The organism is Streptomyces sp. 6-11-2, from assembly GCF_006540305.1.
Classification (GTDB): Bacteria; Actinomycetota; Actinomycetes; order Streptomycetales; family Streptomycetaceae; genus Streptomyces.
On record NZ_BJOR01000001.1, the window covers coordinates 6,065,487 to 6,080,846 of the forward strand.

The 15,360-nt window shown below is 70.9% G+C and carries 12 protein-coding genes; 7 read left to right on the plus strand and 5 right to left on the minus strand.

Annotated features, from left to right (window positions below):
* Positions 1-21 precede the first annotated feature (21 nt).
* Complete coding sequence (locus tag TNCT6_RS26840; protein WP_141362978.1) at positions 22-1,971, minus strand: APC family permease; 1,950 nt, start codon at positions 1,969-1,971, stop codon at positions 22-24.
* A 254-nt stretch (positions 1,972-2,225) separates the two neighbouring features.
* Positions 2,226-2,783, minus strand: a complete 558-nt coding sequence (locus tag TNCT6_RS26845; protein ID WP_253266221.1) for a hypothetical protein — start codon at positions 2,781-2,783, stop codon at positions 2,226-2,228.
* Between the two features lie 316 nt (positions 2,784-3,099).
* Here TNCT6_RS26845 and kdpF point away from each other — a divergent pair, with 316 nt between their 5' ends.
* The 5 genes from kdpF to TNCT6_RS26870 all read left to right on the plus strand — a co-directional run bounded on the left by kdpF (position 3,100) and on the right by TNCT6_RS26870 (position 9,338).
* Positions 3,100-3,189, plus strand: a complete 90-nt coding sequence (gene kdpF, locus TNCT6_RS26850) for a K(+)-transporting ATPase subunit F (RefSeq protein WP_016434100.1) — start codon at positions 3,100-3,102, stop codon at positions 3,187-3,189.
* Between the two features lie 8 nt (positions 3,190-3,197).
* Positions 3,198-4,898, plus strand: coding sequence for a potassium-transporting ATPase subunit KdpA (kdpA, locus tag TNCT6_RS26855; RefSeq protein ID WP_141362980.1), 1,701 nt, complete (start codon positions 3,198-3,200; stop codon positions 4,896-4,898).
* On the plus strand, positions 4,898-7,021 hold the full coding sequence (gene kdpB / locus TNCT6_RS26860; RefSeq protein WP_141362982.1) for a potassium-transporting ATPase subunit KdpB: 2,124 nt from the start codon (positions 4,898-4,900) through the stop codon (positions 7,019-7,021). Before kdpA ends, kdpB begins: the two co-directional genes overlap by 1 nt.
* Before the next feature lie 4 nt (positions 7,022-7,025).
* Positions 7,026-7,658 (plus strand): potassium-transporting ATPase subunit KdpC, encoded by a 633-nt coding sequence (gene kdpC / locus TNCT6_RS26865; protein WP_141362984.1) that lies wholly within the window; start codon positions 7,026-7,028, stop codon positions 7,656-7,658.
* Positions 7,659-7,787: 129 nt separating this feature from the next.
* Positions 7,788-9,338, plus strand: coding sequence for a glycoside hydrolase family 43 protein (locus tag TNCT6_RS26870; RefSeq protein WP_141366815.1), 1,551 nt, complete (start codon positions 7,788-7,790; stop codon positions 9,336-9,338).
* Between the two features lie 287 nt (positions 9,339-9,625).
* Here the strand turns inward: TNCT6_RS26870 and TNCT6_RS26875 are convergent, their stop codons facing one another.
* Positions 9,626-9,832, minus strand: a complete 207-nt coding sequence (locus tag TNCT6_RS26875) for a DUF5999 family protein (protein ID WP_141362986.1) — start codon at positions 9,830-9,832, stop codon at positions 9,626-9,628.
* A 395-nt stretch (positions 9,833-10,227) separates the two neighbouring features.
* Complete coding sequence (locus tag TNCT6_RS26880; protein WP_141362988.1) at positions 10,228-10,812, minus strand: hypothetical protein; 585 nt, start codon at positions 10,810-10,812, stop codon at positions 10,228-10,230.
* Between the two features lie 555 nt (positions 10,813-11,367).
* On the opposite strand from TNCT6_RS26880, the gene TNCT6_RS26885 reads away from it, so the two are divergent.
* Together TNCT6_RS26885 and TNCT6_RS26890 are read left to right on the plus strand one after the other, a co-directional pair.
* A complete protein-coding gene (locus tag TNCT6_RS26885) occupies positions 11,368-12,885 on the plus strand; it encodes a glutamate-cysteine ligase family protein (protein ID WP_141362990.1) in 1,518 nt (505 codons plus the stop codon).
* Between the two features lie 438 nt (positions 12,886-13,323).
* Positions 13,324-14,121: a CPBP family intramembrane glutamic endopeptidase gene (locus tag TNCT6_RS26890; protein WP_141366817.1), complete on the plus strand. Its 798-nt coding sequence runs from the start codon at positions 13,324-13,326 to the stop codon at positions 14,119-14,121.
* Positions 14,122-14,405: 284 nt separating this feature from the next.
* Here TNCT6_RS26890 and TNCT6_RS26895 read toward each other — a convergent pair whose 3' ends face one another.
* Positions 14,406-15,215, minus strand: coding sequence for a PhzF family phenazine biosynthesis protein (locus TNCT6_RS26895; protein WP_141362992.1), 810 nt, complete (start codon positions 15,213-15,215; stop codon positions 14,406-14,408).
* Positions 15,216-15,360: the final 145 nt, after the last annotated feature.

Genomic DNA, 15,360 nt, shown 5'->3' on the forward strand with positions numbered 1-15,360 from the left:
GTGGCCGTTCGCGGGCGCGGCTCAGCCGGTGTGCACCCGCGGCCGCTTGGTGCGGTCCGGCTCCGCCTCGCGCAGCACCTCGCGTGTGACCGGCGCGACCTCGCCCTGGCCGAAGAGGAAGAAGCGCAGGAAGTTGGCGAACGGATTGCCCTCGGTCCACTCGAAGTAGATGTGCGGGGTGCGGCCGGTCATCTCCCGGACGTGGAGGAGGAGCGCGGCCAGGGCGTTCGGGACGGACGCGGACTCCAGGGCCAGCACGCGGTAGCGGTCGTGCCGGACCTCGCCGTGCACGGTCAGGCCGGCCTCGAACTCCGAGGGGTCGGTGACCGTCACCTCGACGAAGACGAAGTCCTCCGTGAGCGGGATGTCGCTGTCGCTGCGGATCTGCTCGATCTTGTCGCGGTACTCGGACTTGTCCTGCCGCTCGGGCTCCTTGGCGATGAACCGGATCTTGCGGCTGGCGATGTCCCTGACGAAGCGTTCCGCCATGCCGTCCAGCGTCACGCTCGTCACCCGCAGCTCGAAGGAACGCGCGAGCCGCGACAGCAGCGAGACCAGGATGATCCCGGCGATGAAGCAGGCGCCGATCTTCACACCGTCGGGACGCTCGATGACGTTGACGACGGTCGTGTAGAGGAACACGGCCGAGATGACCCCGAACGCGATGGTCCATTTGCGCTGGCCGGCCCTGCGGGCGGCGATGGTCACGGCGATCGCCGCGGAGCTGATCAGCACGAGCACGCCCGTGGCGTACGCGCCGCCCTGCTTGTCGACGTTGGCGTCGAAGATCCAGGTGACCAGGAAGCCGATCAGAGTGAAGACGATGACCATCGGGCGGACCGCCCGCGCCCAGTGCGGGGCCATTCCGTAGCGGGGCAGATACCGCGGCATCAGGTTGAGCAGCCCGGCCAACGCGGAGGCGCCCGCGAACCACAGGATCAGGATGGTCGAGACGTCGTAGACCGTGCCGAAGGTGTTGCCGAGGTACTCGTGCGCCAGATAGGCCAGGGCACGGCCGTTGGCCTGGCCGCCGGCCTTGAACTCCGGCGCCGGGATCAGCAGCGTGGTGATGAAGCTGGTGGCGATCAGGAAGCAGCTCATGATCAGCGCGGCCGTGGTGAGCAGCTTCCTGGTGTCCCGGATCCGGCCGGTGGGCCGTTCCTCGGTGTCGTCAGGGTTGCCCCGCACGTGCGGCATGACGGCGACGCCGGTCTCGAAGCCGGACAGACCGAGCGCCAGCTTGGGAAAGACGAGCAGGGCCACGCCGACCATGAGGAAGACGTTGCCGTGCTGGGCGGTCAGCGCGCTGGTCCAGTCGGTGACCACATGACCGGCGGTCAGGACGTGCCACAGACCGACGACCACCACGACGGCGTTCAGCGCGAGATAGATCCCGACCAGGGCGAAGGCGACGCCGATCGCCTCCACGAAGCCCTTGAGGAAGACCGCGCCGAGCAGCGCGATGAGCAGGAGCGTGATCAGCATCTGGTGGCTGTGCAGCGCGGCCGTCAGATGCGGGTTCTCCACCAGGTGGGTCGAGGCGTCCGCGGCCGACAGCGTCATGGTGATCAGGAAGTCGGTGGCGGCGAAGCCGAGCAGGGTCAGCACGAACAGCTTGCCCTGCCAGAACGACAGCAGCCGCTCCAGCATCGCGATCGAGCCCGCGCCGTGCGGGCTCTCCGCCGCCACCCTGCGGTACACCGGCAGGGCACCCGCGAGGGTGACGAGGACCAGCACGAGGGTGGCGATCGGCGACAGCAGCCCGGCCGCCAGCGCCGCGATGCCCGGCTGGTATCCGAGCGTGGAGAAGTAGTCCACGCCGGTCAGGCACATCACCCTCCACCACCGCTGTCCCTTGTGCGGGGGCTCCGGCAGGGCGTGCGGGGCCTGCTGAATGCCCTTGCCCATGTCGGACAGGCCCTCCAGCATCCAGGCGCGCAGACGACTGGGAGGGTGCTCGGTGGTCGCCATGCCCCTGCTCCTGAGGTGTGGCTCGCGTGCGGACCGGGCCGTCACGGACCGGGCCATCACGCGGACGGGTCACCAGCGTAAGCGGAGAGTAACGCAGGGGTCACGAGTACCCGGGTGTGCAGGCGTCAATCTTCTGGCAAAAGCGGCTGTGACGACCCAGACGTCACTTCATGACCAGCGGACACGCAACTTTCACCGCGCCTTCGGCCGTCCGGGGGAGACAGGGTGGTGGAGCCCGGGGCGGACACCCAGCGTCATGACTCCAGTCCCGAGACCCGGAACACCGCCAGTGCGGTCTCCCGGTCCACCTGTTCGGAGATGTCGCGCAGCTCGTCCGTCCCGCACTGGAGCCTGCCCGCGGCCACACAGTGCCGGGCGTCCTCGTCGAGGCGGTACCAGACGTCGGGATGGTCCACCAGAACCTCGGGATCCAGCTCCACCCGCCCGCCGAGGGAGTCCAGCAGCACCAGCCGCCGGCAGACACCGTCGACCGCGCGCACCGACACCAGCAGATCGGTACGGACCAGGCGGCTGCGCAGCAGCGACCGAGAGGCGATCCAGCCCCGGCCGGCGCGGACGCGGGGCGGGCACAGCACCACGAAGAGCAGCACCGCGAGCGCGAACCAGAGCACCCCGCGCCACCAGGTGAGGCTGCCGGTGCCCCAGTCGATCAGGAGCAGCAGGGCGAGCAGCGCCACGGAGCAGCCGACCGAGGTGCGCAGCTCCCGCGCCCACGGATGGGTGCGGGCCTCGCGGCCGGGTTCCCGCGGCACCGGATCGGTGCCGGCTCGCTCGTCGTCGCGGTGTCCCATGTGCTCGACGTTAGAGCCCCCCGAGGGCTTCGGCACCTGCCCTTGACACGCCCCTGACGCGCCCGGGCCGGTTCTTGACGCCACTCCGCCGACGCGGCCGGGTGGCGCGTCGTCAGGGGTCCGTCAAGGGTGGGTGTGCCGCCGTATGAGAGCCGTCAACGGTGGTCGGAATCGGGCCAGGAGGTCGTTTCCTCGAATCGTCGATGTCCGTTCGTCTCTCATTCCAGGAGTTCGCGATGGCCGATGTGGCCTTCGTCGTCATCACGCTCGCGGTGTTCGCGCTCGTGGCCCTCGCCGTCAGGGGGGTGACGAAGCTGTGACCGCCGAGAACATCGTCGGCCTGGTGGTGGCCGTCGCCCTGCTGGGCTATCTCGTCCTCGCCCTGATCTTCCCGGAGAGGTTCTGAGCAGCGTCATGAGTCCCGTACTCGCCGGAGTCCTCCAGCTGCTCGCTCTCATGGCCGCACTGGCGCTCGCCCACGTACCGCTCGGCACCTACATGGCCGGCGTCTACCGCTCGCAGCGCCACTTGCGGGTCGAGAGATGGATCTACCGGGCCGTCGGCGCCGATCCGGACGCGGAGATGCGCTGGCCCGCGTACATCCGGGCCGTGCTCGCCTTCTCCCTCGCCGGTGTCCTCTTCCTGTACCTGCTCCAGCGGATCCAGGGCGTGCTGCCGCTCTCGCTCGGCTTCCGGTCCGTCGGCCCCGCCCAGGCCTTCAACACCGCCGCGTCCTTCGTCACCAACACCAACTGGCAGTCGTACTCCGGCGAGCAGACCATGGGGCACGTGGTGCAGACCGCCGGTCTCGCCGTGCAGAACTTCGCCTCCGCCGCCGTCGGCATGGCGGTGGCCGTGGCCCTGATACGCGGCTTCGCCCTCCCCCGAGCTCTCGGCTCCGCTCGAGCAGGGGGGACCCCCATCCGCACCGGTGAACTGGGCAACTTCTGGGCCGACCTGGTGCGCGGCACCGTGCGCATCCTCCTCCCGCTGGCCGCGGTCGCCGCCCTCGTGCTGGTGGCCTGCGGCGTGATCCAGAACTTCTCCGGGATCCACGAGGTAGGCCAGTTCCTCGGCGGCTCGCAGCAGTGGAACGGCGGCGCGGTGGCCTCCCAGGAGGCCATCAAGGAACTGGGCACCAACGGCGGCGGCTACTTCAACGCCAACAGCGCCCACCCCTTCGAGAACCCGACCCCGTTCTCCAACCTCTTCGAGATCTTCCTGATCCTGGTGATCCCCTTCGCGCTGACCCGGACGTTCGGCGTCATGGTCGGCTCGGTCCGGCAGGGCTACGCGATCCTCGCGGCGATGGCCACCATCTGGCTCGCCTTCGTCTCCCTGATGATGTGGGCCGAGTTCGCCCACCACGAGGGCGCGCTGCGGATCGCGGGCGGCGCGATGGAGGGCAAGGAGGTCAGGTTCGGCATCGGCGCCTCCTCGATCTTCGCGGCGTCGACCACGCTCACCTCGACCGGCGCCGTCGACGCCGCGCACTCCTCGCTCACCGGGTTCGGCGGCGGGATCGCGATGCTCGGCATGATGCTCGGCGAGATCGCGCCCGGCGGAGTCGGCTCAGGCCTGTACGGCATCCTGATCATGGCCGTCATCGCGGTCTTCATCGCCGGTCTGATGGTCGGGCGCACACCCGAGTACCTGGGCAAGAAGATCGGCTCCCGGGAGATCAAGCTGGCCGCCGTCTACATCCTGATCACCCCGGCGCTGGTGCTGGTGTTCAGCGCCTTCTCGATGGCCCTGCCGACCCCGCCGCACTCGGCCCTCAACCCGGGCGCGCACGGATTCTCCGAGGTGCTCTACGCCTACACCTCTGCCGCGAACAACAACGGCTCGGCCTTCGCCGGCCTGAACGCCAACACCGACTGGTTCAACACCACGACCGGGCTCGCCATGCTGCTCGGCCGCTTCCTGCCCATGATGTTCGTCCTCGCCCTGGCCGGCTCCCTGGGCGCGCAGCAGCCGGTGCCGGTCACCGCGGGCACCCTGCGCACCGAGAAGCCGCTGTTCACCGGCATGTTGGTGGGCGCCATCCTGATCGTCGTCGGTCTGACGTACTTTCCGGCCCTCGCACTGGGCCCGCTCGCCGAGGGGCTGGCGTGATGACCACCTCCACACAGAACCACGAGGACTCCATGTCCGCAGTCACCAGGACCCGGGCACCGCACAGCGACGTGCCCACCGGGCACCCGTCCGGCCAGAGCCGGGTCGGTGCCGGTCTCTTCGACGCCCGGCAGCTGGTCAGGTCGCTGCCCGACGCCTTCCGCAAGCTCGATCCGCGGGTGATGGTCACGTCACCGGTGATGTTCGTGGTGTGGATCGGCTCGCTGCTGACCACCGCCTTCTCCCTCACCAGGCCGGGCGACTGGTTCGGCTGGGCGATCAGCGCCTGGCTGTGGCTGACCGTCCTCTTCGCCAACCTCGCCGAGGCGGTCGCCGAGGGCCGTGGCAAGGCGCAGGCGGAGACCCTGCGCAGGGCCAAGACCGACACCGTGGCGCACCGGTTGGACGGGACCGAGGTCCCCGGTACCGAGCTGCACGTCGGTGACCTCGTCGTGTGCGAGGCGGGCGACGTCATCCCCGGCGACGGGGACGTCGTCGAGGGCGTCGCCTCGGTCGACGAGTCGGCCATCACCGGGGAGTCGGCGCCGGTGATCCGCGAGTCCGGTGGCGACCGGTCCGCGGTGACCGGCGGTACCAGGGTGCTGTCCGACCGTATCGTCATCAAGATCACCACGAAGCCCGGCGAGACCTTCATCGACCGGATGATCGGCCTCGTCGAGGGCGCCGCCCGGCAGAAGACGCCCAACGAGATCGCGCTGAACATCCTGCTCGCCTCACTGACGATCGTCTTCCTCCTCGCCTGCGCCACACTGCCGCCGTTCGCCGACTACGCGGGCACGCACCTGACCATGGTGGTGCTGGTCGCCCTGCTGGTCTGCCTGATCCCGACGACGATCGGCGCGCTGCTGTCGGCCATCGGCATCGCGGGCATGGACCGGCTGGTCCAGCGCAATGTGCTGGCGATGTCGGGACGGGCGGTGGAGGCCGCCGGCGACGTGTCGACGCTGCTCCTGGACAAGACCGGCACGATCACCCTCGGCAACCGCAGGGCCGCGGAGTTCGTACCGGTGCGCGGTACCACCGCCGCCGAACTGGCGGACGCCGCCCAGCTCTCCTCGCTGGCCGACGAGACGCCCGAGGGCCGCTCCGTGGTGGTGCTGGCCAAGGAGAAGTACGGGCTGCGCGAGCGGCACCAGGGCGAACTCGCCGGAGCCGAGTGGGTCGCGTTCACCGCTCAGACCCGGATGTCCGGCGTGGACGTGGACGGCCGACGGATCCGCAAGGGCGCGACCGGATCCGTCATCGCCTGGGTCGAGGAGCAGGACGGGCGGATCGCCGAGGACGCCGACCGCCTCTCGAAGGAGATCTCCGCGGCCGGCGGCACGCCGCTGCTGGTCGCCGTGCACGACCAGGACGGCGCCCGGGTCCTGGGCGTCATCCACCTCAAGGACGTGGTCAAGGACGGCATGCGGGAACGCTTCGCCGAACTGCGCCGGATGGGCATCAAAACCGTCATGATCACGGGCGACAACCCGCTGACCGCCCGGGCGATCGCGGACGAGGCCGGTGTCGACGACTTCCTCGCCGAGGCCACGCCCGAGGACAAGATGGCGCTGATCAGGCGCGAGCAGAGCGGGGGCAAGCTGGTCGCGATGACCGGTGACGGCACCAACGACGCGCCCGCGCTGGCCCAGGCCGACGTCGGCGTGGCGATGAACACCGGTACGTCGGCCGCCAAGGAGGCCGGCAACATGGTCGACCTCGACTCCGACCCGACCAAGCTGATCGAGATCGTCGAGATCGGCAAGCAGCTCCTGATCACTCGCGGCGCGCTCACGACGTTCTCCATCGCCAACGACGTGGCGAAGTACTTCGCGATCATCCCGGCCCTGTTCGCCGCCGTCTACCCGGGCCTGGACAAGCTGAACATCATGCAGCTGTCCTCGCCGGACTCGGCGATCCTGTCCGCGGTCGTCTTCAACGCGCTGGTCATCATCGCGCTGGTGCCGCTCGCCCTGCGGGGTGTGCGCTACCGGCCGACGAGCGCGGACCGGATGCTCCGCCGCAACCTCGCCGTCTACGGCCTCGGCGGGCTCATCGCGCCCTTCGTCGGGATCAAGCTCATCGACCTGATCATCTCCCTGATTCCCGGGATCGGCTGACGACATGAACCAGACCTTTGTGAACACCGGTCGTCTGCTGGCGGCGGGCCTGCGGGCGCTGCTCGCGCTGACGCTGCTCACCGGCGTCGTCTACCCGCTCGTCGTCACGGGCGTGGCCCAGGCCTTCCTCGGGCACCGGGCGAACGGCTCGGAGGTCAGGGAGAGCGGCAGGGTCGTGGGCTCCTCCCTGATCGGGCAACAGCACTACGGCCTCGACTACTTCCAGCCGCGCCCGGCCGCCGGACTGGGCACGAACACCCTGAACACCCGGTACAAGCTGATCGTTTCCGGCGCCACCAACCTCGCCGCCGACAACCCCAAGCTGGTCAAGGCCATCGAGCGGGCACGGGCCGAGGTGGTCAGGGTCAACTCCACGTCCGACTACGAGGTGAAGCCCTCCCAGGTTCCGGCCGACGCCGTGACCTCCTCGGGTTCGGGTCTGGATCCGGACATCTCCCCGGCATACGCGCTGCTCCAGGCGCACCGGGTAGCGGAGCGCAACCACCTGTCCGTGGCGCGGGTCGAGCGCCTGGTGCGGGAGCACACCGAGAGCCGCACCCTCGGCTTCATCGGCGAGCCGCGGGTGAACGTCCTCCAACTCAACGTCGCGCTCAGGGAACTGACCACGGGGCGCTGACGGCCCGCCCGCGCCCCCTTGCCGCCTTCCGGTGCCGCACCTACAGTGCGGCTCCGGAAGGTTCGCCGTCAGTGGCGAAAGTTTCGGGGGCTCAGGGAGGGGTGACGGGAAGTGAAGGGACCGGCCGCCGTGCGGACGTACGAGAACCCCGTGATCGGAGGCTTCCACCCCGATCCCAGCGTGTGCCGGGTGGGCGAGGACCACTACTTGGTGTGCTCCAGCTTCGAGTACTTCCCCGGGGTCCCGCTGTTCCACAGCCGCGACCTGGTGCACTGGCGGCAGATCGGCAACGTGCTGGACCGGCCGGGGCAGTTGGAGTTGCCGGACGACCTCCCCGCCTCCGCCGGCATCTACGCCCCGACGATCCGCCACCACGACGGCCGCTTCTACGTGATCACCACCAACGTCGCGGCCGGGGGCACCTTCCTGGTCAGCGCCGAGGATCCGCGGGGTCCGTGGTCGGACCCGGTCTGGATCGACCTGCCCGGGATCGACCCCGACCTCGCCTGGGACGACGACGGCTCCTGCTGGTGCGCCGTCGCCGGGGTGCGGGTGGCCCGGATCGACCCGGCGACCGGCAAGGTCCTGGAAGGGCCGCTGCCGGCCTGGTCGGGGACGGGGCTCCAGCACCCGGAGGCGCCGCACCTGTACCGGATCGGCGCCTGGTGGTACCTCATGCTGGCCGAGGGCGGCACCGGGTACGGCCACGGTGTGTCGATCGCCCGCGCCCGGTCCCCGCGCGGCCCCTGGGAACCCGCGCCGGACAACCCGGTCCTCTCCCACCGCGGCACCGATCTGCCCGTCCAGTGCACGGGCCACGCCGACCTGGTGCGGGCGGCCGACGGCACCTGGTGGATGGTGCTGCTCGGGACCCGCCCCCGCGGCTGGTTCCCGGAGTTCCACGTGCTCGGCAGGGAGACCTTCCTGACCCCGGTGGAGTGGGTGGACGGGTGGCCGCGGGTCGGCCCGGTGAGCGAGCGGCATCCGGCGCCCGCCGCCTGGCACCCCCTGCCGCCGGAGCCCGAGCGGGACGACTTCGACGCGCCGTCCCTGGCGCCGGTCTGGATCTCCCCGCGCAGCAGGCCCGAGGGCTCCTGGTCGCTGAGCGAACACCCCGGCCGGCTGACGCTGCACGCGACCGGCGACAGCCTCGACCGGCCCGGCCACACGTTCGTAGGACGACGGCAGCAGCACCCCGACTGCCGGGTGGCCGCGCGCGTCGAGGCGGTCTCGGGCCGGGCCGGCCTGTCCGTCCGGCTGGACGAGGCGCACCACTACGACGTGGAGACCGGCGGGGGAGTGGTGGGCGTGGTCGCCCGGATCGGGCCGCTGCGGCAGCGGATCGCGGAGTACCCGGTGCCGCCCGGACCGCTCACCCTGGCCGTGGACATCCGCACGGACGACGTGCCCCCGCCCACGGTCACGGCTGCGGACCGGCCGGCCACCGCAGCGCAGGCGGCGACCGGGGTCCGCGCGGCCGGCCCGGACGTGATCGCCTTCTCGGCCGAGGGCCCGGAGGGCACGCTGGCGCTGGCCGAACTCGAAGGACGCTATCTGTCCACCCAGGTCGCGGCCGGCTTCACCGGGCGAGTGATCGGCATGTACGTCACCGAGGGCAGCGCGGCCTTCGACTGGTTCGACTACCAGCCGCGGCATTCGCGCCGCCCCGTCGACGGCTGACGGGCAGCGGGGCGCCCGAGGACCGGTCCGGAACGGGCCGCTGCGGCAGCGGATCCCGGAGCAACCGGTGCCGCCCGGCGGCTCACCCGGCCGTGGACATCCGTGCACCGCCGGTGACGGGAGACACCCGGGCGTGCACAGTGACGGGCGGCTCCAGGGACGGCGACCGTGTCACCGACCGGTCACCAGGATGGCCGGCCCGGACATGCGTCGGGGCCGGTACGCGCGGGTGTGCGCGCCGGCCCCTGGTGATCCGCGGGCGGTTCGCCGAAGCCGCCCGGTGGTGCTCAGGCGGCGGTCATCACCCGGTCGGCGCCCAGCGGGCGGTGCGGGGCGATGATCTGGCCGTCCGGCAGGAGCTCACCGGTGTCCTCGAAGAACAGGACGCCGTTGCACAGCAGGCTCCAGCCCTGCTCCGGGTGGTGCGCCACGAGACGGGCGGATTCCCGGTCGGCGGAGTCGGCTGACGGGCACGGTGGCTGGTGCTGGCACATTGATGGGATCTTTCGCTCAGTCGTGTGGTCGCTGTCGGCTGTCGTACGTGTCCCGCGGCTGATGGTGTTCTCCATGGCCGCCCCCCGTTGTCGAGTCGGTCCAAAACCAGTGTTCCCCCACGGGCCTGATTCCGCAGGGATTTCGCAGCACCGCTTCTCACCGGTTGGAGACGCGTCACACGCACGAGCGGTTCATCCCGAGAGCACCGTCTCTTCGGATGGTTCGCACTGGCCGGATGGGGCTAGTCCGATGGGACCCCCCGTCGCGAACGCGGGTCGCGCGAGCGGATTTCGCCACGTACGAGCGTCTTCGGCGGCCGAACGGCCGAACAGCGTCGTACCCCGCCGCCGGGGGTTCCGGCAGCGGGGTACGACGCCGATCGGCGGGCGGGCGGTCAGGCGGGGGAGCCCATGAGCCGGATCGGGGTCACGCGGTGGGTGAGGACGGGGAGCAGGTCGGCGACCTGGTGCGGAAGATGGGCCGCGATACCGGGCGGGGCCGGCGCGAGCGGCACGAGCAGGTCGGTGGCGGCGGGGTGCCCGGTGGCGCCGTCGTCGGAGAGGTCGCCGTGCAGCCACAGCGTGAGCATGTACAGGCTGGGTATGGACAGCAGACGCGGCTGGTACGGCTGGCTCAGGGCCTCCGCCTGGCGCAACGCGCGCTCGGTGGAGGCGACGTAGGGGCCCTCGAAGAAGTGCGAGAAGGTCCAGCCGTCGGGGGTCAGCATGGTCTCGGCCGCTGCCACCGCGTGGTCGCCGGAGCGGATCAGGAAGCGCCATCCGGCCAGCCTGGTCGCGGAGATCCCCTCGGGGGTGATCCGGTCCAGGACGTGCACCGGCAGTGGAAGCTCGGGGGTCGCGGGCTCCTGGGCGGAGCGCAGTGCGGGGGATCCGGCCTCGCGGACCGCGGTGGGGGAACCGAGTGCCGTGAGGACGGAGCGCAGGGCGGGCGCGGGAGCCGGGGGTACATGCAGCGGCATGGTGGGTCGCCTCTCATTCGACAGGCACGGTGGCGCGAGGGCGGGCTGGGTGCGGACGGCGTTGTCAGCTCTCAGGGCAGGAGGAGGCAGGGGCCGGGCTCTGGTGAGCGAGGGGTGCGGGGCGCGGCCTGCCTCACGGGCTCCTGACAGGGTTCAGGGCTGCGGGCGCCAACTTCTGCTGTGGAGCAGAGTTTATACGACAAATGTTCAGGTGGTGTTTCGCCTAGCTGTTCTCGATGTGAACGGCAAGAGACTATTCGGCCGGAGTCAATCGGGAATCATCCCTGCTCGGCGTCAGCCGTATCGCGATGACCTCGGGTTGTGCCCGCACGGCGGTCGGCCTGATCTTGTCGGCGTTTTTCACGAGTTTCGTGGGGTACCCGAAACTGCTGGCTGCCGCATGCCCCGTGAATGTGCCTCCGGTCACAGATGGCCAGAGTAGTCGGTGCGGGGCGGGAGCGGGACGTTATCGATCGCGTTGGCGGGGCATCATCCCACCTGACCGGGACCCCGGCGGCCGGATCTTCGGTCCGCCTTGCGAGGAGGGACGCTGCGATGGGGGAGAAGGTCGTCGCCGGCCAGCTGGACCTGTCGGACCGCAACCGCTACCGCGACAAGCTGCGGCGGTGCCTGACGGGGCTGGAGCGGTTGCTGGACGAGAAACGGTTCGACCGGCCGAAGAACCTCATGGGGCTGGAGATCGAATTGAATCTGGTCGGCCCCGACGGCATGCCGAAAATGCTGAATGCGCAAGTTCTCGAGCGCATCGCGAGCCGTGACTTCCAAACAGAACTCGCCATGTTCAATCTGGAAGTCAACATTGCCCCACACCGCTTGGGCGGCCGGGTATTCGACCAGCTCGCCGAGGAGCTGCGGACGTCACTGGCATATGCCGACCGAAAAGCCGCCGAGGTGGACGCCGGAATAGCGATGATCGGCATTCTGCCTACCCTGGGCCGGGACGACCTGGTGTCCTCCAATCTCTCCGACGTCGACCGCTACGTGCTGCTGAACGATCAGATCGTGGCGGCCCGTGGAGAGGACTTCACCCTCGACATCGACGGCGTGGAGCATCTGACCTGCACCTCGAAGTCCATCGCGCCCGAGGCCGCCTGCACCTCCGTGCAGCTGCACCTCCAGGTCACCCCGGGCCGTTTCGCGGACGTGTGGAACGCGGCGGAGGCCGCCTGCGCCGCGCAGATAGCCGTCGGCGCCAACTCGCCCTTCCTCTTCGGGCGCGAGCTGTGGCGGGAGTCGCGGCCGCCGCTGTTCCAGCAGTCCACCGACACCCGCCCGCCCGAGCTCCAGGCCCAGGGTGTGCGGCCGCGCACCTGGTTCGGCGAACGGTGGATCTCCTCGGCGTACGACCTCTTCGAGGAGAACCTGCGCTACTTCCCGGCCCTGCTGCCGATCTGCGACGGCGAGGACCCCCTCGACGTGCTGGAGGCGGGCGGCGTGCCCAAGCTGGCCGAACTGGTCCTGCACAACGGCACCGTCTACCGCTGGAACCGCCCGGTCTACGACGTCGCGGACGGCGTGCCGCACCTGCGCGTGGAGAACCGGGTGCTGCCCGCCGGGCCCACCGTCACCGATGTGATCGCCAACGCGGCCTTCTACTACGGCCTCGTGCGCGCCCTGGCCGAGGAGCCCCGGCCGGTGTGGACCCGGCTGCCCTTCGAGGCCGCGGCTGCCAACTTCGACGCCGCCTGCCGGCACGGCATCGACGCCCGGTTCACCTGGCCCCGGCGCGGACGCCACTCCGGCACGGCCCAGGTCGACGCCGTCACTCTTGTCCGTGACGAACTGCTGCCGCTCGCGGAGGCCGGACTGAGCGCCTGGGGCGTGGAGCGCGCCGACCGGGACCTGTATCTGGGCGTGATCGAGGAGCGGTGCCGTCGGCGGACCAACGGCGCGGAGTGGCAGGCCGCCACCTTCCACCGGGCACTGGAGCAGGGGATGGGCCGGGAAGCCGCCCTGGCGGCGACGACCCGGCGCTACCGCGAGCTGACGAAGTTCGGCGAGCCGGTCCACACCTGGCCGATCGGCCTGCCGGAACCGGTCCCGGCCGGCTGAGGCCCTGTCGTCACATTCCGTCCTGCCGTGGGACGCCCGGCACGCACTCCCCCGAGCTCGTCGAGCGGGGGACCCCCAGCCGCGTTGCCGAGCCGCCCACGTGGCTCCGCCACGAGGGCGCTCCGGCATCTTGCGATCGCACGCACCGCCCGCCGTGCGGCCCGCCCTTCGGGCCGACGACGGGAATATGACGACAGGACCTGGGCCCTGCCGGCGACGACCTGTGATTCCCGGTGCCCCGACCCGCGGACGCGCCCAGCCGGCCGTGCCGCCTCGCCGTGGACGGGGGGCACTCGTGTCCGCGGGAGAGGGATCGGGCAAGCTGTGACGTCCCACGACGGTGGCGCCGCGCGTGCGCACCCGTGCCGGGAACCGGCCGTACCCGTGCGGCGGGCCGGCGCGCCCCGTGGCGGGACGACCGAACTGGAGGCAGGTGTGCTGGCGGAGTCACAGCCGGTGGGCGACTCTCAACCGCAGGAGCGGCTGTCGCGGCGGATCCTCCGCGACGAGACACTGCTCGTCCTCGGGCTCTCGCTCGGGGCGAGCGGGGTGTCCGCGCTGATCAGCTTTGTCGGGTCGGTCACCAAACCCGGTGGCCTCAAGGACCAGGCCGCCAGGCTCAACGCCTCCGCCGCTCCGGGCCGCCCCTGGCTCGACCTCGCCTGGCAGCTGTTCGGGATCGCCACGGCCCTGATCCCCGTGGCCCTCGTCGCCCACTTCCTGCTGCGCGAGGGGCGGAGCCTGCGCACGCTCGGCTTCGACCGCACCCGCCCCTGGCCGGACCTCGGCCGCGGGGCGCTGATCGCGGCGGTGATCGGCAGCACCGGCATCGCGTTCTACCTGGGCGCCCGCGCGTTCGGCTTCAACCTCACCGTGGTGCCCGAGGCGCTGCCCGCCGTGTGGTGGAAGTTCCCGGTGCTGGTCCTGTCCGCGCTGCAGAACGCCGTCCTCGAAGAGGTCATCGTCGTCGGCTATCTGCTGCGCCGGCTCGGGCAGCTGGGCTGGACCCCGGGGTCCGCCCTGGTGGCCAGTTCCGTACTGCGCGGCTCGTACCACCTCTACCAGGGCATCGGCGGCTTCGTCGGCAACATGGTGATGGGCGTGGTCTTCGTCTGGCTGTACCGGCGGTGGGGCCGGGTCGGCCCGCTCGTCGTGGCGCACTCCCTGCTCGACATCGGCGCGTTCGTGGGCTACGCCCTGCTGGCCGGGAAGGTGGGCTGGCTGCCGACGGCGTGAAGGGCACGGGGAACGTGCGAGGGGGCGTACGACACTGTCGTACGCCCCCTCGGTGTTCCTAGTGCTGTGACCGGAAAGGTTCACCGGCTCGCGGCGCCCGGCACGGCACTCCCCCAGCCTTCGGCCGGGGGTACCCCCACGCCGCGTTGTCGCATCACCCGAGTACATCCGGTACGCGGGCAATGCTCCGCCTTGCGAGGCTCCCCCACTGCCTGAACGGCGTGGGAGGTGCCCCCCGGCACCGGACGCCGCGAGCTTCCCGGCAAACCTTCCCGGCCACAGCACTAGAAGAGCAGGTCGCCCTCGATGACGGTGACCGCGTGACCGGTGAGCAGGGTGCGGTCGCCGCGCAGGCCGGTGCGCACGAGGCCCGAGCGGGCTGAGGCCTGGAGCCCGGTGAGGTCGGGGCGGCCGAGGCGTTCGGACCAGTAGGGGGCCAGGGCCGTGTGGGCGCTGCCGGTGACCGGGTCCTCGTCGATGCCGACGTTGGGGAAGAAGCCCCGGGAGACGAAGTCGTAGCCGCGGGAGGGATCCTCGGCGCGGGCGGTGGCGATGATGCCGCGCGTGGAGTAGGCGGCGAGGGCCTTGTGGTCGGGGGCGAGGCCGCGGACGGTCTGCTCGTCGGCGAGCTCCACGACCAGGTCGCCGACGTTCGCCCCGGTGTCGTAGGCGGTGCGGGGCTCGGCACCGAGGGCCCGGGCGACTCCGTCGGGGACGTCCACCGCGGTGAGCGGGGCGGTCGGGAAGTCCAGGGTGATCGCGCCGTCGCCGGCCGGGCTCGCGATGAGCACACCGCTGCGGGTGGCGAAGCGCACCGGTCCCTCGTGGGCGCCCGTCGTCCGCAGGACGTGGGCGGTGGCGAGGGTGGCGTGACCGCACATCGCGACCTCGGTGGCGGGCGTGAACCAGCGCAGGGCCCAGTCGGCCTCGCCGCCCTCGGGCAGCCGGTGGGCGAACGCCGTCTCGGCGTGGTTGACCTCCAGCGCCACCTTCTGGAGCCAGTCGTCCTCGGGGAAGGCGTCCAGCAGCAGCACCCCCGCGGGGTTGCCGGCGAACGGGCGGTCGGTGAAGGCGTCGACGATTCGAATCCGCATGCCCAGACGGTACGGGTTCCGGCGAGCGGCGAACCAAGGCCAATCCGGGGCCGGCGGCCTTGGGACAGGGGACTGACTCGTCTCAGTGAACTTTGACCGATCTCAATGAAGTTTGACCGGCTGCTGCTCTACGTTCGCGACGGTT

Coding starts and splice junctions, on each gene's coding strand:
- TNCT6_RS26840 (WP_141362978.1), bottom strand. CDS start 1,971: ATGGCGACCACCGAGCACCCTCCCAGTCGTCTGCGCGCCTGGATGCTG.
- TNCT6_RS26845 (WP_253266221.1), bottom strand. CDS start 2,783: ATGGGACACCGCGACGACGAGCGAGCCGGCACCGATCCGGTGCCGCGG.
- kdpA (WP_141362980.1), top strand. CDS start 3,198: ATGAGTCCCGTACTCGCCGGAGTCCTCCAGCTGCTCGCTCTCATGGCC.
- kdpB (WP_141362982.1), top strand. CDS start 4,898: ATGACCACCTCCACACAGAACCACGAGGACTCCATGTCCGCAGTCACC.
- kdpC (WP_141362984.1), top strand. CDS start 7,026: ATGAACCAGACCTTTGTGAACACCGGTCGTCTGCTGGCGGCGGGCCTG.
- TNCT6_RS26875 (WP_141362986.1), bottom strand. CDS start 9,832: ATGTGCCAGCACCAGCCACCGTGCCCGTCAGCCGACTCCGCCGACCGG.
- TNCT6_RS26880 (WP_141362988.1), bottom strand. CDS start 10,812: ATGCCGCTGCATGTACCCCCGGCTCCCGCGCCCGCCCTGCGCTCCGTC.
- TNCT6_RS26885 (WP_141362990.1), top strand. CDS start 11,368: ATGGGGGAGAAGGTCGTCGCCGGCCAGCTGGACCTGTCGGACCGCAAC.
- TNCT6_RS26895 (WP_141362992.1), bottom strand. CDS start 15,215: ATGCGGATTCGAATCGTCGACGCCTTCACCGACCGCCCGTTCGCCGGC.